This is a genomic window from Ruminococcus sp. AM26-12LB (assembly GCF_003480785.1).
In the GTDB taxonomy this organism is placed as follows: domain Bacteria; phylum Bacillota; class Clostridia; order Lachnospirales; family Lachnospiraceae; genus Blautia_A; species Blautia_A fusiformis.
This window is the reverse complement of record NZ_QUJX01000015.1, coordinates 103665-122484: the sequence shown is the minus strand read 5'-3', so window position 1 is coordinate 122484 and position 18820 is coordinate 103665. Positions and strand designations below refer to the sequence as shown.

At 44.0% G+C, this 18820-nt stretch carries 20 protein-coding genes; 17 read left to right on the top strand and 3 right to left on the bottom strand.

Going from position 1 to position 18820, the window contains the following annotated elements:
• Window positions 1-52: 52 nt before the first annotated feature.
• The 3 genes from DW694_RS12525 to yedF all read left to right on the top strand — a co-directional run bounded on the left by DW694_RS12525 (window position 53) and on the right by yedF (window position 1587).
• Window positions 53-697, top strand: a complete 645-nt coding sequence (locus DW694_RS12525; protein WP_015524770.1) for a hypothetical protein — start codon at window positions 53-55, stop codon at window positions 695-697.
• Between the two features lie 2 nt (window positions 698-699).
• Complete coding sequence (locus tag DW694_RS12520; RefSeq protein WP_015524771.1) at window positions 700-891, top strand: hypothetical protein; 192 nt, start codon at window positions 700-702, stop codon at window positions 889-891.
• Window positions 892-975: 84 nt separating this feature from the next.
• Complete coding sequence (yedF, locus tag DW694_RS12515) at window positions 976-1587, top strand: sulfurtransferase-like selenium metabolism protein YedF (protein WP_015524772.1); 612 nt, start codon at window positions 976-978, stop codon at window positions 1585-1587.
• A 212-nt stretch (window positions 1588-1799) separates the two neighbouring features.
• Here yedF and DW694_RS12510 read toward each other — a convergent pair whose 3' ends face one another.
• Window positions 1800-3020, bottom strand: coding sequence for a dicarboxylate/amino acid:cation symporter (locus DW694_RS12510; protein ID WP_015524773.1), 1221 nt, complete (start codon window positions 3018-3020; stop codon window positions 1800-1802).
• 80 nt (window positions 3021-3100) lie between these two features.
• On the opposite strand from DW694_RS12510, the gene DW694_RS12505 reads away from it, so the two are divergent.
• From DW694_RS12505 to DW694_RS12495, 3 genes are all read left to right on the top strand, one after another.
• On the top strand, window positions 3101-4246 hold the full coding sequence (locus tag DW694_RS12505) for an aminotransferase class V-fold PLP-dependent enzyme (protein WP_118753115.1): 1146 nt from the start codon (window positions 3101-3103) through the stop codon (window positions 4244-4246).
• Between the two features lie 32 nt (window positions 4247-4278).
• Window positions 4279-5283 (top strand): XdhC/CoxI family protein, encoded by a 1005-nt coding sequence (locus tag DW694_RS12500; RefSeq protein WP_015524775.1) that lies wholly within the window; start codon window positions 4279-4281, stop codon window positions 5281-5283.
• Window positions 5284-5374: 91 nt separating this feature from the next.
• A complete protein-coding gene (locus DW694_RS12495; protein WP_015524776.1) occupies window positions 5375-5929 on the top strand; it encodes an SH3 domain-containing protein in 555 nt (184 codons plus the stop codon).
• Between the two features lie 192 nt (window positions 5930-6121).
• On the opposite strand, the gene DW694_RS12490 is transcribed toward DW694_RS12495, so the two are convergent.
• On the bottom strand, window positions 6122-6601 hold the full coding sequence (locus tag DW694_RS12490; protein WP_015524777.1) for an S-ribosylhomocysteine lyase: 480 nt from the start codon (window positions 6599-6601) through the stop codon (window positions 6122-6124).
• A gap of 239 nt (window positions 6602-6840) precedes the next feature.
• Here DW694_RS12490 and DW694_RS12485 point away from each other — a divergent pair, with 239 nt between their 5' ends.
• From DW694_RS12485 to DW694_RS12470, 4 genes are all read left to right on the top strand, one after another.
• The gene (locus DW694_RS12485; protein WP_015524778.1) at window positions 6841-7740 is read left to right on the top strand and encodes a peptidylprolyl isomerase; all 900 of its coding nucleotides are present in this window, start codon (window positions 6841-6843) and stop codon (window positions 7738-7740) included.
• A 14-nt stretch (window positions 7741-7754) separates the two neighbouring features.
• Window positions 7755-8960 (top strand): bifunctional phosphopantothenoylcysteine decarboxylase/phosphopantothenate--cysteine ligase CoaBC, encoded by a 1206-nt coding sequence (coaBC, locus tag DW694_RS12480; protein WP_021651707.1) that lies wholly within the window; start codon window positions 7755-7757, stop codon window positions 8958-8960.
• Window positions 8961-9114: 154 nt separating this feature from the next.
• Window positions 9115-9753 carry an ECF transporter S component gene (locus DW694_RS12475; RefSeq protein WP_059085617.1) on the top strand — a complete coding sequence of 213 codons (639 nt, stop codon included), beginning with the start codon at window positions 9115-9117 and terminating at the stop codon, window positions 9751-9753.
• 19 nt (window positions 9754-9772) lie between these two features.
• Window positions 9773-10537 (top strand): type III pantothenate kinase, encoded by a 765-nt coding sequence (locus DW694_RS12470; protein ID WP_021651710.1) that lies wholly within the window; start codon window positions 9773-9775, stop codon window positions 10535-10537.
• A gap of 57 nt (window positions 10538-10594) precedes the next feature.
• Here DW694_RS12470 and DW694_RS12465 read toward each other — a convergent pair whose 3' ends face one another.
• Window positions 10595-11491, bottom strand: coding sequence for an RluA family pseudouridine synthase (locus DW694_RS12465; RefSeq protein ID WP_118753114.1), 897 nt, complete (start codon window positions 11489-11491; stop codon window positions 10595-10597).
• A gap of 562 nt (window positions 11492-12053) precedes the next feature.
• Between DW694_RS12465 and DW694_RS12460 the strand changes: the two genes are divergently transcribed.
• The 7 genes from DW694_RS12460 (at window position 12054) to DW694_RS12430 (ending at window position 18781) form a co-directional block, all read left to right on the top strand.
• On the top strand, window positions 12054-13235 hold the full coding sequence (locus DW694_RS12460; RefSeq protein WP_118753113.1) for a zinc ribbon domain-containing protein: 1182 nt from the start codon (window positions 12054-12056) through the stop codon (window positions 13233-13235).
• A 366-nt stretch (window positions 13236-13601) separates the two neighbouring features.
• Complete coding sequence (gene pssD / locus DW694_RS12455) at window positions 13602-14051, top strand: PssD/Cps14F family polysaccharide biosynthesis glycosyltransferase (RefSeq protein WP_118753112.1); 450 nt, start codon at window positions 13602-13604, stop codon at window positions 14049-14051.
• Between the two features lie 16 nt (window positions 14052-14067).
• The gene (locus tag DW694_RS12450) at window positions 14068-14568 is read left to right on the top strand and encodes a glycosyltransferase (protein ID WP_118753111.1); all 501 of its coding nucleotides are present in this window, start codon (window positions 14068-14070) and stop codon (window positions 14566-14568) included.
• Window positions 14558-15472, top strand: coding sequence for a glycosyltransferase (locus tag DW694_RS12445; RefSeq protein ID WP_180214125.1), 915 nt, complete (start codon window positions 14558-14560; stop codon window positions 15470-15472). The genes DW694_RS12450 and DW694_RS12445 overlap by 11 nt, the downstream gene beginning before the upstream one ends.
• Before the next feature lie 8 nt (window positions 15473-15480).
• Window positions 15481-16509 carry a glycosyltransferase family 2 protein gene (locus DW694_RS12440; protein ID WP_118753110.1) on the top strand — a complete coding sequence of 343 codons (1029 nt, stop codon included), beginning with the start codon at window positions 15481-15483 and terminating at the stop codon, window positions 16507-16509.
• 17 nt (window positions 16510-16526) lie between these two features.
• A complete protein-coding gene (locus DW694_RS12435) occupies window positions 16527-17531 on the top strand; it encodes a glycosyltransferase family 2 protein (protein WP_118753109.1) in 1005 nt (334 codons plus the stop codon).
• A 53-nt stretch (window positions 17532-17584) separates the two neighbouring features.
• Window positions 17585-18781 carry a hypothetical protein gene (locus DW694_RS12430; RefSeq protein ID WP_118753108.1) on the top strand — a complete coding sequence of 399 codons (1197 nt, stop codon included), beginning with the start codon at window positions 17585-17587 and terminating at the stop codon, window positions 18779-18781.
• Window positions 18782-18820 lie beyond the last annotated feature (39 nt).

Genomic DNA, 18820 nt, shown 5'->3' with positions numbered 1-18820 from the left:
AATGAAACATAGAAGTTTATAACTTTTTATAAGTTTTCAGTAACGGGTTTTCATGACAAACGAACAGTATTACGATTGTATCCAGCCATATCAGAACGCATGTCAGATCATGCGCGCCAAGCTTGAGGTGCTCAACGGAAGCCTGTATCAGAAGTCTTCCGTATCTCCGATCCACAATATCCAGGAACGGATCAAATCCAAGAAGAGCATCGAAAAGAAGCTGGAGAAGCTGGGACATTCGGACAGTGTGCAGAACGCCAAGGATCATCTCCGGGATATCGCCGGGATCCGTGTGATCTGCTACTTTATTGATGATATATACAATCTTGTAAATGCGCTGAAGCGGCAGAGTGAGCTGATCTTTATCAGGGAAAAGGATTACATACAGAATCCCAAGCCTAACGGATACCGCAGCTTTCACGTGATCATTGCAGTTCCGGTGTATTATCTGGATACCATGGAGTATTTTCCGGTGGAGATCCAGCTGAGGACGATGACCATGGATCTCTGGGCAAGCATGGAGCACCGTGTCTGTTACAAGAAGCTTCCGGAACACAGGGATGAGCTTGCGGAGGCCTTCTGTCAGTATGCAGATATCCTTGGAAAGATCGAGGAACAGTTTGAAGCCTACAATGAAACAGGAATGCTGGAGGAGATCACACCTGCCCAGATTACTGAGAATCCGACGGAGGGATAGGAATGGAGATCGAAGAGGAATTTATATCCGGTTTCTGCCGTACCATGAACGGGGGCGAAACCGTCTGCTGTGAGTATACACGGCAGGAGGACAGCAGCAGGAAGCTGACCTTTATGGACTGCGCACATGAAAGATGTGTAAACACAGGCGCCTGTGAGATCTTCAAACAGGCCCATGAGCTGGAGCAGAAATAAAAGATCAAAGAAAAGAAAACAGCGAAAAAGCAATAATGATAAAACAGCAATTATAAAAAATCACAGAATACAGGAGGAGTGAGTATGAAGCACACAGTAGATGCAATGGGGAAACAGTGTCCGATCCCGGTTGTGATGACCAAGAAGATCCTTGACAAGGCAGAGCAGGGAGACGAGATCTTGATCCTGGTAGATAATGAAACAGCAGTAAACAATTTGAGCAGACTTGCCGGAAGTACCGGATGCAGCTTCGTATCCAGAAAAACAGAAGGTGGTTACGAGATCAATATGACAGTAAAATCTGATCCTGCTGCAAGAAGTCAGGCAGAGCCTGAGATCGTCTGCACACCGGCTGTTCCGCAGGGAGATTATACCGTTGCCATCACTTCCGATAAGATGGGAGATGGAGATCCGGAGCTTGGCGGGATCCTGATCAAGGGATTTGTGTATGCGCTGACACAGCTGGAGACACCGCCGTCAGTTATGCTGTTTTATAATGGCGGAGCCAGACTTACCGCACAGGATTCACCATGTATCGAAGACCTTAAGACCTTACAGGAGCAGGGAACCGAGATCCTGACCTGTGGAACCTGCGTGAACTTCTACGGACTGAAGGAACCGGCAGTGGGAACCGTAACAAATATGTATACCATAGCGGAAAAGCTCACAAAAGCAGGAAAAGTGATCCGCCCGTAAACAGAGAAACATATAGAAACAACAAAAGTATATAGAAACAATAGAAACTTACAGAAACAGACAGAAACAAATAGAAATACACAGAAATGCCGCAGAGCCATTTTGAAGCCTGCGGCATTTTTGATATCTGGTTGATATTCGCTTGATATCCGGTTATGAGCAAGCAACGAAGAGGATCGGATCGCAAATATCCGCCTGACTTAGCTCCGAACTTACAATTCCACATCAAGCTGCTGCTCCTCAATATGATGGCGCTTTGCATAGCCGGTAAGCATCAGCGTCAGTGCACCGTCGCCGGTCACGTTGCATGCAGTTCCGAAGCTGTCCTGCAGTGCAAAGATGGTAAGCATCAATGCAGTGCCGGAGCTGTCGAATTTCAGTATCCCGGTGATGATGCCAAGGGATGCCATGACAGTTCCTCCGGGAACACCGGGAGCTCCGATGGCAAAGATACCCAGAAGAAGGCAGAACAGAACCATGGTACCCGGCGTGGGAACGGAACCGTACAGGATCTTCGAAATCGCCATACAGAAGAAAACCTCTGTCAGAACGGAGCCACAGAGATGGATGTTTGCAAACAAAGGAATCCCGAAGCTGACCAGATCCTTACGAAGTGGTTTTGCCTTGGAGGCACACTGCAGTGCAACGGCCAGTGTGGCTGCAGAGGACATGGTCCCTACGGCAGTCAGATAGGCAGGACCATAATGGCGGACAACCTCCAGAGGATTTTCTCCGGAATAGATTCCTGCAAGGATGTAAAGAAGAGCCATCCAGATAAAATGCCCGGCAAGCACCAGTACGATGATCTTCAGAAAAACAGGCAGCTGTCTGGTAATGGTTCCCTCGTAGGCAAGGCCGCAGAAGGTAGTGCCGATGAACAGCGGAAGAATGGGGATGATGATCCGAGCCACCAGAGAAAGAACGATTTTTTGAAATTCATCCAGGAGCCCAGTGATCAGCTTCGCCCTTGTCCAGGTGGCGGCAAGTCCCAGCATCATTGCAAAAACAAGAGCACTCATAACGGACATGATCTGCGGGATCTCCAGCTCAAAGATCACCTCCGGCAGCCGCTTCAGTCCTGCAGCATAGGAATGGATGGACAGATGTGGAATGATGAGAAAGCCAGAGGCTGTGGAAAAAAGCGCTGCGCCAACAGAGGAGCCGTAAGCGAGGACAACCGCAACTCCCAGCATCAGCGAAGCATTTTTGCCAAGCCTGGTAATGGACGGAGCGATAAATCCCAGCACGATCAGCGGCACGCAGAAGGTAATGAGCTGGCCCAGAATGTACTTGATAGTAACTGTGATATTAAGAACTGCCATGGAGATTCCGTTGGTGCTGTACCGGTTCAGGATAAGCCCGGCTATGATCCCCAGGATCACAGCGACCAGCAGCTTAAATGGCAGACTGTTGAAAAAAGATGTTTTTTTCATTGGAAAACCTCCTCGGATAGTATAAAATAAAGCCAGAGTTTATTATAAAGGTATTTGATAAAAATCACAAGGAGGATGAAATGATTTATCTGGATAACGCGGCTACAAGCTTTCATAAGCCGGACTGTGTGCCGCGTGCTGTGGTGGAAGCCATGCAGCATGCAGGAAACAGCGGAAGGGGCAGCAGCGGCGAAGCAATGGCAGCCTCAAGGCTTATTTTTAATACAAGATGCCAGATCGCAGAGATGTTTGACGTATGGGGACCGGAATGTGTGGCCTTTACATCCAATGACACGGAAGCGCTCAATATCGCCCTGCAGGGAACACTTCATCCAGAGGAGGAAACTATCCATGCGATCTGTACGGAGATGGATCACAACAGTGTGCTCCGTCCGCTGTACCGCCTGGAAAAAAAAGGCATGGAGCTTACGATCCTGCCGGCAGACCGCAAGGGACGGATCTCCCTTAAGGAGCTTGAGGCAGCCATCCGTCCGGAGACGAAGGTGATCGTCTGTACCCACGCTTCCAATCTGACAGGAAATCTCAATGATATCCACGCCATCGGTGAGATCGCACAGAAGCACCAGAAGCTTTTTATTGTGGATGCTGCCCAGACAGCAGGAGTATTTCCGATTTCCATGAAAAAAGATCATATAGATATTCTTTGCTTTTCCGGACATAAGGGCCTTATGGGCCCCCAGGGCACAGGCGCCATCTGCGTTCGGCCGGGGGTATCTGTGGAGCCTCTGAAGGTAGGCGGAAGCGGCGTCCTCACCTTTCAGAGAGAGCATCCGCAGGATATGCCGGAGGCACTGGAGGCAGGCACCCTGAACAGCCATGGGATCGCAGGTCTTGGCGCAGCCATCAGCTGGATTACCGAAACCGGAACAGAACAGATCCGAAAAAGAGAGCAGCAGCTGATGTGGCGTTTTTATGACCAGGTAAAGGAAATTCCGGGAGTCACCCTGTACGGAGATTTTTCCAGGGAAGAACGCTCTCCTGTGGTGACTCTGAATATTGCAGAGATGGATTCGGCAGAGGTGGCCATGGTCCTTGATGAAGAGTACGGGATCAGTGTAAGAGCCGGCGGCCACTGTGCACCGCTGATGCACAAAGCACTGGGAACCGAAAAAACAGGAGCTGTCCGCTTTAGCTTTTCTTATTTTAATACGGAAGAAGAGGTGGACACTGCTGTCGGGGCGGTAAAGGAGCTTGCCGCGGAATAAACAGCGAAAGACGGACAGAAAGGACACAGAGAATGTATCAGACAATATATGATGTGGTAGAAAAAAGAGGGCGTGTAAAAACAGGGATCCTTCTGAACGGAAAGGATGCCGGGCTGAAATATCTTTTGGAAGAAAGCAGCTTTTTTTATCCGGAGGGAGCAGAAAGAAATAAAGAAGCAGAAGAATTCCTGAAAGTTTCCGTGGAAGCAGCTGTGGAAACCGGCGTTGTGAAAAACGGCGACCGGGAGATATTTGTGGAAACCTACGAGAAGAATCCCAGGCTGATCATACTGGGTGGCGGCCATGTTTCTCTTCCGGTAGCAGAGATCGGCAGGATGCTGGGCTTTCATGTAACAGTCATGGATGACCGGGAGGAATTTGTGATGGAGGAAAGATTTCCCATGGCAGATGAGAGGATCTTTGGAGAGTTTGATACCCTGTCCGACAGGATCCCTCCCTATGAAAATGCCTACTATGTAGTGGTGACACGAGGCCATCTGGGAGATTCCGCCTGTGCAAGAGCGATCCTTAAGAGACCCTTTGCATATTTCGGAATGATCGGAAGCAGGACAAAGGTGCGGATCACCAGGGAAAAGCTCCTGAAAGAGGGCTTTACGGAGGAACAGCTGGATCAGATCCATGCCCCCATCGGACTTCCCATCGGAGGACAGATGCCGGCTGAGATCGCCGTGAGCATCATGGCAGAGATCGTGCAGGAAAAGAACCGGCATTTCCGCACCTACTGTGATGAGGAGGTGGAGGCAGCAGTACGCCGCAGGACACCGGGAACCATGGTCACGATCATCGAGAAGAAGGGCTCCTCACCAAGAGGAACCGGGAGCAAGATGTTCGTATTCCGGGACGGAAGCACGGCAGGAAGCATCGGCGGCGGAAAAGTGGAGTTTGAAGCCGGAAAACACGCAGTAAATATCCGAAATACGGAAACAAAGGTTTACGAGTTGGGGCAGGGGGCAGGAGATCTGGGAATGATCTGCGGCGGAACTGTCCGGGTGCTTTTTGAGCCGGTAAATATGTGAAAGAACCGGCCAGGACTTGCATAATAGTGCAGAATCGTGTATATTGGACGCAGAGAATTTTTTACCGGCGTATAAGGAGGAATCAGATAACATGAAGAAAAAATGTATTATGGCTTTGATAATAGGCGCGGCTTTCCTTGCACAGGGCTGTGGATATGAGGAAGGAACCGATGCAGTGGTAACAGTAGTAGATTCCACACCGACGCCGGAGCCCACAGAGAAGCCGAAGGCAACTGCAACACCTACACCAGAAGCAGCGGCAGCAGATTCCACAGCAGACGGAGCAGCAGCGGCAGCGGATTCCACGGCAGACGGAGCAGCAGCGGCAACAGATCCCGCAGCACAGACAGCAGCTACGGAGCAGACCCCAAGCGGCATCAACGTACAGGCTCAGGATGCCACCTACTATGCAGTGGAGGGTGTGAATTTACGTTCTGACGCCAATGCAGAGGCAGAGTTTGTGGCAGGTGTCCTTTCCGGAGAATCCCTGAAGTGTACCGGTGTCTGTGACAATGGATGGATCCGCGTGGATTATAATGGCCAGACCTGCTACGCATCCGGCGATTACGTCAGCACAACCCCGCCGGTAGGAGCAGTGGCAGCAGATACTACCGCAGAAGATACTACCACAGAAGCAGCACAGTAGAGCACAGACTACAGGCTTTGACCAGATCAGGGAAATCCTGATCCTGCTTCAATTGCAGATATCTCCTTGATATAATAAAAAACAGGCAACTGTATCCGATGAAAGAACATCGATACAGGTAGCCTGTTTTTTTGTTTCGGCATATAGTCCGTTCAGAACACAAGGATCATGCCAGCGGATCGTACCCGCAGATCATTCCGGATAAACAAGACGGTCCGGCTTGATATCGTAGAGAACCTCGTTCAGGAATTTCTTTGCCAGATATTTTGCCATGCCAAGGTTCATATCCAGATAATTTCCGCAGTCCTTGGGAGAAGCACCCGGGATCTCACCCTCAAAATCTCGGATAAATTCAAACATCTCGATCATCAGCGGAACGATATCTCTGGATTCATAATCCCCGTTAAGAAGAAGATAATTTCCGGTACGGCAGCCCATAGGACCCCAGTAAATGACCTTCGGGCCAAACTCCTTATGGTTCCGCAGGAAGGTAGCTGCCAGATGCTCCATGGCGTGAAGCTCGGCTGTGTTCATAACAGGCTCCTCATTGGGAGAAGTCATACGGATATCGAAGGTAGTGATCACCTGATCTCCAACCGGATCCTTACGTGAAACGTATACGCCAGGCTGAAGCTTGATATGGTCAATGGTAAAACTTGTGATCTTTTCCATGTTGATTCCTCACTTTCTTATATGTACGGAGCCCATAATAAGCTCCATACATGATTTTAGCAGAGAACCGGAAGAGATACAAGGCAAAACAAAGGGAATCCTGCACCTGGTTCCGTGCAAAGTTGACTTTATGAAAAGATGATGTTAAACTGAGAAAAGCTTACAGGGGGAGAGTGAAAAGCTCACCTGAAAATGCCGGAACAGGCGTTTTCGGGATCTGATAAGGAGGACTTATAAATATGAAACGTAAGGTTTTAGCCGTATTATTTGCGACAGCTCTTACCGCAGGAATGCTTTCCGGATGCGGAAGCACAGACAGTACTTCTGAAAAAGCAGACCAGAAGGAAGAATCTCTGGAGGAAGAAACCTCAGAAGGACAGACAGGCGTAGATGAAGAGACAGCAGCCAATGCAGTGTCCGAGGAGGAGGCTGAGGCGGCAGGCTTTTCAGACCATGAAGAAAGCACCGATGATCAGGAGGCTTCCGGTGATGCAGAGGACACTTCACATGAAACCGAAGCTTCTGCAGACAGCTCCGCAGACAGTACAGAGGATACAGACAGCGCAGACGGAGAATTTTCCGATGGTTCCGAGGATGCACAAATGGCAGGAACAACTGTGATCGATACCAGCCAGCAGCTGACAGGAACCCATCATGCTGCCATCACCGTAAAGGATTATGGCGAGATCGATGTAGAGCTGGATGCAGACACTGCACCCATCACAGTCACAAATTTTGTAAAGCTGGTACAGGACAATTTTTATGACGGTCTGACCTTCCACCGGATCATTGACGGATTTATGATCCAGGGCGGAGATCCAAACGGAGACGGAACCGGCGGAGCAGAGGATACCATCAAGGGCGAATTTTCCAGCAATGGAGTGAAGAACGATATTTCTCATGTAAGAGGAACCATTTCCATGGCCCGCAGCACAGATCCGGACAGCGCAAGCTCTCAGTTCTTTATCGTACAGTCCGATTCCACACATCTGGATGGCGACTATGCTGCATTCGGACACGTGACCTCCGGGATGGACATTGTAGATCAGATCTGCAAGGATGCCAAGCCGACAGACGGCAACGGAACCATTGCAAAGGATCAGCAGCCGGTGATCGAGAGTATCCGTATGGTTGACTGACAGGAGGGAGAAGGATGCTGAAAGGGAAAACAGTGCTTCTTGGCATCACAGGAAGTATTGCTGCATACAAGATCGCATATTTGGCAAGTGCATTACATAAGCTTCATGCAGATGTCCATGTACTGATGACAGAGAATGCAACGAACTTTATCAATCCGATCACATTTGAAACACTGACCGGAAATAAATGCCTGGTGGATACCTTTGACCGGAACTTTCAGTTCCAGGTAGAGCACGTATCCATTGCCAAGAAGGCAGATGTTGTGATGATCGCACCGGCCAGTGCAAACGTGATCGGAAAGCTGGCCAACGGCCTTGCGGACGATATGCTCACCACTACGGTAATGGCCTGCAGGTGTCAGAAGATCCTTGCACCGGCCATGAATACCGCCATGTATGAGAATCCCGTGGTGCAGGACAATATCCGGAAGCTGCAAACCTACGGATATGAGGTGATCACACCGGCCAGTGGCTACCTGGCATGCGGGGATACCGGAGCCGGAAAAATGCCGGAGCCGGAAACCCTTCTGGAATATATCCTGAAGGAAGCCGCCTTCCAGAAAGACCTTGCCGGCAAAAAGCTCCTGGTAACGGCAGGACCTACCCAGGAGGCCATCGACCCGGTCCGCTGTCTCACCAACCATTCATCCGGAAAGATGGGATACGCCATTGCAAAAATGGCCATGCTCAGAGGAGCGGAGGTTACGCTGGTAAGCGGACCTACTGCCATTGAGCCGCCCCTTTTTGTGAAGGTCGTACCTGTGACATCCGCCAGAGATATGTTCGAGGCAGTCACCGGTTTAAGTGATGAACAGGATATCATCATCAAGGCTGCCGCAGTGGCAGACTACCGTCCGAAGCAGGTCAGCGAAGACAAGGTTAAGAAAAAAGACGATCAGGCTTCCATAGAGCTTGAGAGGACAGACGACATTCTGAAATATCTGGGCCAGCACAAAAAGCAGGGCCAGTTCCTCTGCGGATTTTCCATGGAGACCAGAGACATGCTCCGTAATTCCAGAGCCAAGCTTGAGAAGAAAAACCTGGATATGGTGGCAGCCAACAACCTGAAGGTAGAAGGCGCCGGATTCCAGGGAGATACCAATGTCCTGACTCTTATCACACAGGACGAAGAAGTGTCACTCCCGCTTATGAGCAAGGAGGATGCGGCGTTAAAGATCCTGGATAAGATCCTTCTGCTTACCACAAAGGCAGAAGCATAGCTACAGAACCGGTCAGATAGCCGGTTTTAACAACGAAAAGCGGAACAAAAAGATCACCGCTTTCCATCACCGTATTGTATCCGCAGAAAACGCCGGGAAATGCTGTATTTCCGGAAATATTCACAGAGCGGAACGGTAACAAGGAGGAGAAGAAATGAAAAACAACAGATTTACAACAGCGCAGCTTACGTTACTGGGCCTGATGGCAGCAATCCTTCTGCTGATGGCCTACACACCACTGGGATATCTGAACATCGGGCCACTGGCCATTTCCTTTAATGTGATCCCGGTAGCCATCAGTGCAGTCGTCCTCGGGCCCGTAGGAGGAGCCGTGGCAGGTGCGATCTTCGGCCTGACCAGCTTTCTCCAGTGCATAGGAGTAGGCGGCTCCAGTGCAATGGGAGTTGTGCTTTTCGGTATCAATCCGGTATTTGCCTTTATCCAGCGCTTCATCCCACGTCTTCTGGACGGTATCTGCCTCGGATATATTTTTAAAGGCATGCGAAAGGTCAGCAATACCTATGTGGCATGTGCAGTAACCGGATTCTTTTCCGCATTCCTGAATACCCTGTTCTTCATGGCAGCGCTTGTAGGACTGTTCGGAAATACCGATTATGTAAAAAATCTGATGGGCGGTCATAACATCATCATCGGCTGCTGTCTCATGGTAGGGATCAACGCAGTATGCGAAATGATTTCCTCCACAGTGATCACAGGAGCAGTGGGAGCTGCACTTTCCAAGGCACATCTGATCCCATCCGCACAGATCAGCCGTGAGAAGACAAAAGCATAAAGACAGGGAAAATAAAATTATGATATTAGCAATTGATATTGGAAATACCAACATAGTCGTGGGCTGCATCGATGATCAAAAAACATACTTCATCGAGAGACTTGCTACCGTAAGAACAAAAACAGAACTGGAATATGCCGTAGACCTGAAAACCTTACTGGAAATCTACCACATCAAAAAGGCAGACATAGAAGGCTGTATTATTTCATCTGTAGTCCCGCAGATCACCAACATTGCCAAGCTGGCAGCAGAAAAGATCCTCAAAAAAGAAGTCATGGTCCTGGGACCAGGAGTAAAAACAGGTCTGAACATCATGATGGACAACCCCGGACAGCTGGGCGCGGATCTTGTGGCAGACGCTGTGGCTGGATTAAATGAATATCCGGTTCCGTTTATTGTGATCGATATGGGAACTGCCACTACAGTTTCGGTTGTCAACAGCAAAAAGCAATACATTGGCGGAATGATCCTTCCTGGCATCGGAATATCCCTGGATGCACTGACAGCCAGAGCATCCCAGCTCAGCGGGATCAGCATCGATGCCCCGAAGCATGTGATCGGGCGCAATACCATCGAATGCATGAAAAGCGGCGTGCTCTACAGCAACGCAGCAGCCATCGACGGGATCATTGACCGGGTGGAAGAAGAGCTTGGTGAGAAAACAACCGTGATCGCAACAGGCGGTCTTGCAAAAAAGATCATTTCTCACTGTAAGAAAGAAATCATTCTGGATGAGGACCTTCTGCTCAAGGGACTCCTTGTGATCTACAAAAAAAATAAATGAAAACAATAAAAAAATCAGCTGCCGGTGCAGGAAACACGTACCGGACAGCTGATTTTTTTACTGTAGAAATGCTCTGCGGAAATCCTCAGGCACAGGTGCAAGGAAACACATAGGCTCCCCGGTGATGGGGTGAGCAAATTCCAGCTGGAAGGAATGCAGGGCCTGGCGTCCGATCCGGTCAAAAACCGGATGATACAGAAAATCCCCCGGCAGCGGACAGCCGATATACTTCATATGCACCCGGATCTGATGAGTCCGCCCCGTATCCAGATGCAGCTCCACAAGAGCATATCCGTTGCTGACAGCAAGACGCTCATAATGAGTCACGGCAGCCTCCCCACGCTCAAAATTAACCTCCCTTGTGATCACAGAAGCATCCATTCTGGCAACAGGAGCGGAGATCGTCCCCCTTTCCGGCGGGATCCCGTCAGTAAGTGCAAGATAGGTACGTCGGATCTGGCGCTGCTTCATCTGGGCGGAGAGAAGAGCCCCGCTCAGAGGATTCTTGGCCAGCACCAGCACCCCGGTGGTATCCCTGTCCAGCCGGTTGATGCAGCGGTAGACAAAAGCCTTCCCCTGCTGCTTATAATACCAGGCAACACCGTTGGCAAGAGTATTCTCATAGTTCCCCGCAGACGGATGCACAGGCATATCAGCAGGCTTGTTCAGCACAAGGATATCCTCATCCTCATACAGGATATCCAGAGACAGCGGCACCGGAATAATGGAAGACTCCGATCCGTCCCCGGCCTCCTCCGGAACAAGGATCCGAAGAACATCCCCCTCCCTCAGGACCGTTCTGCCAAAAGCCGGCTGTCCGTTCAGCAGGATCGCATGTTCTGCACGCTTCATAGTAGTCAATATATGTTTGGAAAAACCCTTCTTCCGAAGAAATCCAAGAACATTTTCCCCGGACTCCCCGGTTGAGATCGTATAGGTAATAATTCTCTCCATAGAAAAAAATCCTTTTCTGAAATTTAGCAGGCCAAAAGCCAGATCAGGCGGCCTGCGGGTATAGTATAGCATTTGGGGAGGAAAATGTCGATTAGGCATAAAAAAAGAGCTGGTACAAGAGGAAACATCCTTGGACAGCTCGTGGATTATGGGAAATGTGTCGCTTATTATCTTCATTAGTCACAGACCAAAAAAGATATATTTTACAGCCATATGTAAGGATACCATTGATATTTTCCTTTGTCAAGGCGTGCCAAAGATATGAAACATGCTAATAATGTCGTTTTTTAAGCATCATATGCAGTCATTTTCTATCAAAAAGTGAATAAACAGTCTGATAATCATCGAAATCTAACATTAGTGGTCACAAAAAGTGGTCACTTTTTTCTTGCGTAAATCCGCGTAAAATCAATACTTTTCAAGCTTTTTTCTTTTTTCTTTTCAATTATTAGTGGTCAAAATCGTGGTCAACTGTGCCGAAAAAAGCAGCATTTAACAGTGTTTCAAGCTCTTTTTCGCTAATGAAGATATTAAGCGATACCTGACAGCAGAAAGAGATGCCATGAAAACAGGATACAGTATCAAAACATGGAAAATGCGGCTCTTTTGTCCGGAAAAGCAGATGATCGAAACAACAGAAGCCCTGTATCGGGAAGCCGTAGCCTTTTACTATGAACTCCTGAAAGAAAGAGAAGAGCTCTGGGCCGAAAATCTGCTGACCATCCAGGGACATCTGGAAAAACTCACTGTTCCCGGAAGAGACGGAAGAGAACCAAAGTACATCCCGCCAGGCGGAAAGCTCCCCGTTTACTTTCGGAGATCTGCCATGAACAAAGCTGCAATGGCAGTAAAGACCGCAGCAAGCGCAGAAAGCTTCCCCGAAAAGATCGATGCTAACATCACCTTTTTCAAGGGAATGTACAGAGACCTGACAGACACCTCCGTAGTGCTGAAGCTCTGGAACGGAAAGAAATGGATCTGGGTACCCTGCGGACTTACAGGACGCCCTTTCCCCAAGGAAGCAGCGATCCTTTCACCGACACTGGTCCATGAGGAAAAATGGCTCATGTTCCATGTCCCTGTCAAGCAGGAAAACTCCGATGCCCGGACAGCAAAGGAACGAATGCAGGAAGGCGCCAGAGTATGCAGCGTCCGCTTTACCAATACGGACAGCTTTGCAGTATGCACAGTTCTGGATGAAGGATCCAGGCAGCTGGCTGTAAAAAACTGCAGAGGCGGAAATGCATACCGACATCATTGCAGAGCTTTGTTGAAAAAAGTAGAAGCATCCAGGGCATTTACCGATAAAGACAACGTCAGTCAGCCAAACAGGAAATATTACATGCATCTCAAGCACCTGAATGAACATTATGCACATCAGGTCAGCAAGGAGATCATAGATTTCTGCAAAGAAAAACACACCGGGATACTGGTACTGCCGGAGTATGATGAAGATTTTTCCAGGATATCCATGTACAGGAGTGGCAACTATTCGCCCCTTCACTTAAGTATCCGCATCCGGAATTATCTGAAATACAAAGCCTGGGCAGAAGGAATCCTGGTACTTGAGCTGCGCGCCGACGGAACAGAAAAGCAATGTTCCATCTGCGGAGCCACCGGAAAAAAACAGGGCAGCATATTCATCTGCCAGAACGGCCATCAGGTCAACCGCTTCCTGAACGGCGCCCGAAATCTGGGCCGCAAATGCCAGGAAAGCTTCCGGAAAAACAACAAACCAAGTTAATAAGCGGCAGGAATGCCTCTTATATATAAATGCTGAGCAATCAGCAAGAGAGGAAGCGCCAGTGACGCCTCCTTTCCGGTTGAATACCGCCAGGCGGCCCAACGCAGGCGTCGCCGAAGAACCACCGGTTTGGAGTGATCCGAAGGATGGGGGTGTATTCGAAGTTATAAGAATTAAGAGTAGTTAAAAATATATTTATGCGTATAACATACGGGTTTGTTGAACTTATATATCTAAAAAGCCTGCAAATGAGAGAGATATTTCTTATATAAATGCTGAGAAGAGAGTTATGAAAAAGAGGTAATACTAAAAAATCTCATTCCGATGTATACATAAATATTTTGAGGGATAAAGGAGCTAGAGAACATGAAAGTATGTTTAGTAGGTTCATCAGGTGGTCATTTAACCCATCTTTATATGTTAAAACCTTTTTGGAAAGATAAAGAGCATTTTTGGGTAACATTTGATAAAGAAGATGCGAGAAGCCTCTTAGAAGGAGAAAAAATGTATCCTTGCTATTATCCAACCAATCGTAGTCTAAGAGCACTTATTAAAAATACAAAAATTGCATGGAAAGTACTTCATAAAGAAAAACCAGATCTAATCATTTCGTGTGGCGCAGCTGTGGCTGTTCCGTTCTTTTATCTTGGAAAGAAGATGGGCGCAAAACTGGTTTACATTGAGGTGTTTGATCGTATTGACAAGCCGACAATGACCGGTAAGATGGTCTATCCCATTGTAGATAAGTTTATTGTGCAGTGGGAAGAACAGAAAAAGGTTTATCCGAAAGCAATTAACCTGGGCAGCATATTTTAGGTAGGGGACGAAAACGATGATTTTTGTGACGGTAGGAACGCATGAACAACCATTTAATCGGTTGCTCCAAAAAATAGACGAATTAAAAAAAGATGGAACGATTCAGGATGATGTGATTATTCAAACGGGATTTAGTACATACAGGCCTCAATATTGCCAGTGGAGTAAATTACTCCCCTATCAGCAGATGGTCAAAAATGTGGCAGATGCTCGTATTGTGATTACCCACGGAGGACCAGCGAGTTTTATTATGCCACTGCAGATTGGCAAGACGCCGATTGTCGTGCCACGGCAGCATCAGTTTAACGAGCATGTCAATGATCACCAAATGGAGTTTGCGCGAAATGTGTCAAAACGTATGGGTACGATTATTGATGTAGAAGATATTGAAACGCTAGGGGATATTATAACAAACTACGACAAGATTGTTGCTGGGATGGGTCATGGCATGATCAGCAATAACGCGAAGTTCAACGAGGAACTGGAAAAGCTGGTAGGTGAAATGTATGGAAGATGAGATGATAGCTAAAGTATTAGTAATAATGGCAACATATAATGGAGAAAAGTATTTACAGGAGCAACTAGATAGCATTTTACGACAGAAAAATATTCAAGTCGATATTCTTGTAAGGGATGATGGTTCGAACGATAAAACAAAAGAAATTCTTGAGTGCTATTCAAAAAACAATAAGTTGAATTGGTATACAGGAGAGCATTTAAATGTTCAAAAAGGTTATTTTGATTTGATGAAAAAATCTGCAAAATTAGAGTGGGATTATATTGCTTTTTCTGATCAAGATGATGTTTGGGATACGGATAAATTATATATTGCAGTGCAATCGTTGAAACCAGTAAATAGAGGAATTCCGGCATTATATTATTGTGGACAACGATTGGTTGATAGAAACTTAAATTTCTTATCAAATCATGAATTGAATGATAAAAGAACATTGATAACCAGATTTATTTTATCTGATTTTGCAGGATGTACAGGTGTTTTTAATAGAGAATTATTGAATGCAGTAATTCAGTATGAGCCACAGTATATGCTAATGCATGATACATGGATTCTTAAAGTGTGTCTTTGCTTGAAAGGAAAAGTATTTGTTGATACGAAACCGCATATGAGCTACCGACAGCATGGAGGAAATACAGTTGGTTTGGGAAGAAGTTTACCTGCGTATTTTAAACAGGTGAATCAATATTTGAACGAATACAATGTTGAAGCGCAGATGCAAGAACTTCTAAAAGGCTATGGAAATATAATGGTACCTGAATATGCGACATTGGCAAAGCAAGTATGTGGATACAAAAAATCATTCAAAGCTAAGAAAAGTTTGTTGAATAAGAAATATATAAATTTTTATAATAAAGGGTTGAATCTGACATACGATATCAAGGTTCTTCTTAATAAATTGTGAGGGAAATTATGTTGTTTAGTATTGTTGTACCAGTATATAACGTTGAAAAATATATTGAAGATTGCCTGGAATCGATAATTTATCAAATCGATAATGAAAAAAACTATGAAATAATTTTAGTGGATGATGGGTCTACAGATAGAAGCGGATTGATTTGTGATGAATATCAGAGAAGACATCCAAACTTTATAATGGTATATCACAACACAAATCATGGCCTTTTATGGACACGACGTTTTGGATTTAAGCAGGCGAAAGGTGATTATGTTATAAATTGTGATTCAGATGATTTGCTTGAGGATGAAGCACTTGTAAAGTTGAAGAAGATTGTAAAAAAATATAAATATCCTGATATCGTCATTTATAATCACAATATTTATGATGGAAAAAATAAAACAATTGCATTTAAAGATATTTTTACTAGTAATAAGGATTGTATTGTAGAGAAAAAAGACGTTTTAAAAGAATTTCTCTGCTACCATAGTATTGTGAGTGTGTGTGGAAAAATGATTAAACGAGACTGCATAGATGCGGAGAAAAAATATCAGCAATTTGGACGAATCAGCACAGGAGAAGATACATTGCAGTCAATTGAATTTTTTAGTAATGCAAAGACTTTTGTATATCTAAATGAGACTATCTATAATTATCGATGTGGATCAGGAATGACGGGTAAGTTTGATGAAAATTATTATTTTACATTTAAGAAAATCTTTGAAGAAATTGAAAAACAGAGTGAAAAGTGGGAAGTTCCAAACTTTGATGAATTGTTTGCTATAAAAGTATTGCAAACGGCTGGGCGGGCAATTACACAGTCGCGCTATAATCACTGGAAATTTATGAGAGAACATATAGAATACTTGGGAAAAATTCGTGAAGATAGGATGCTGCAGGAAAATACAAAGTATTTAGATAAAGTGAAAGATAAATTACAGAAGGATCACTATATCTTGTTGAAACTATTGAAATATAATTTGAATGTGATAATTGTTTTGCTTTTAAATATGAAAAATATGACGGATAAAAGTCGCCAATAGATACAGGAGTTTACAACATGGAAAAAATATTATCTTTAAGTATTGCTGCATATAATGCAGAAAAAGATATTGTAAATTGTTTGGATTCGTTAATTCGCTCCAATGTACTTGAAAAATTGGATATTATTGTGGTAAATGATGGTTCAAAAGATCATACGGCAGAGGTTGTCCAAAAATACGTTGAAAGATACAGAGATTCCATTCGATTGGTAAATAAAAAAAATGGAGGACATGGTTCAACAATCAATACTAGTATTAAATATGCTTGCGGAAAGTATTATAAAATTTTAGATGCTGATGATTGGGTAAATAGTGAAAATTTGAATAGACTTGTAGCATTTTTAGAGAAAACAGATACAGACATGGTATTAAATCCTTATGATGAGATTGAATATAATACCAGAACAAAAAAAAGGCAGATGAATCCTTGGGATAATGAGGTTAGTTATGAAGAAGTTCATGGATTGGAGGAATTGGACAAAGTTATATTATACATGCATTCGCTTACATTTCGTAGAGAAGTAATCCAGAAAATGGGGGCAATTATTGATGAAAATTGTTTTTATGTAGATATGGAATATTGTATATTTCCACTTTTGTATATAAATTCTTTTGCATGTTTAGATTATCCTGTTTATCAGTATTTACTTGGTTCTCAGACACAGAGTATGAATATGGAAAATATGATTAAACGCCGAGATCAGCATCTAAAAGTAACTAAACGACTGGTTTCATTTTATAAAAAACATGAGGATGATTTGAATATCAAGGTGAGAGAAATTGTTATATTGAGAATTAAATATGCGATTTATAATCAGTATGTAATTTATCTACATATGTCTCCTAAAGAAGCTATAAATGAAATTAAAAGATTTGATGAATGGTTAAAAAAACGGAATAAAGAGTTGTATAACGGACCTAAAGGCAAAATTATGGAATTTATTAAAATTAACAGAAAAACTGGCTATAGTTTATTTGTACCAACTACAATTTTGTTTAAGAAGATTGGAATGCTTAAGTAGTCGATTCTTTTTAATCAGAGTTATTGGAAAAAGGTAAATCAGAGTAGGATGATATGAAGAAATTAATAAAGATTAATAAAGAAACTTTATATTTAGTAGGATATTTTCTCATGGGATTATCAGCAGTGGTAATTGGAAATTCATATCTGTTTGGAGTTAATAGATTTCAAATATGTGAAGTGGTACAGTACTTATCGGCTACTATATTTTTATGGTCTTTCTGCATCGATAAATATAAAATCTTTGATTTTGTGAGTGTTTTTTTATTTGGAATTGTAATACTTATATCAGCAATTATCATGCACGATATTACTTTTGCATTATATGGAATATCAATTGTTACATCTCTTCATATTGATGTACGTAAAATTATAAAGAGTAGTGTAATAAATAATGCTATCTTTTTATGCATAGTTATTGTACCAGCTTTGTTGGGATTCATACCGGATGATATTTATTATCATGAAAATATGAAAGCACATTGTTTGGGATTTGCATATTATTCAAATGTTCCATGTGTTATTTTAATGGAAACTTTTGCAATTTATTGGCTTATTCGGTCTAAAAAGATGGAACGATTGTTCTTGATTTTAAGTTTACCTGTACATATCTTGGTATATAAAGTATGCACAGTACGTCTGGAATTCTATGTATATATTATTTTCATGTTGGCTGTTTTGATATTAGGCAGCATAAACGTGAATAAGCAGCATAAGTTTATGACCTGTATTGCTACGTTTATGTATCCACTTGCGGCAGTATCAGTAATTTTAGCATCTTTAAAATATAAGAGTTCTGCAATTATATTTGCGTTCAATGAAATGATTAATTCTAGGTTGAAATTTAATCTGCAAGGTTTTGAGCAATATGGAGTAAATTTGATAGGACAGAGAATAAAGTCTAACCAAGAATATATAGATCAAAATTTTGTTAATCATTATTTTTATATAGATTGTGGATATGTTTATATGCTCATAGGATATGGATTGATTTTATTTGCAATAATAATGTTTTTGTATACTTATCTTTCTCATTATGCTATGAAAACGAATAATATTAAATTAATTAGTTGGTGTTTTGCTATATGTGTTTTTTCAATAATTAATAATATTATGTTTAATACAGCATTGAATCCATTATTAATTTTAGGAATAAAATTATTGTTGTCCAATAAGACTTCGGATGGAAAAAGAAGATGGATGCCAAATAGAGTGGTTACAAAACGAAGACGGATCAAGATAAAACTTTGATAACACTGAGAATATTTAGAAATTAGTTTTTATAAAACA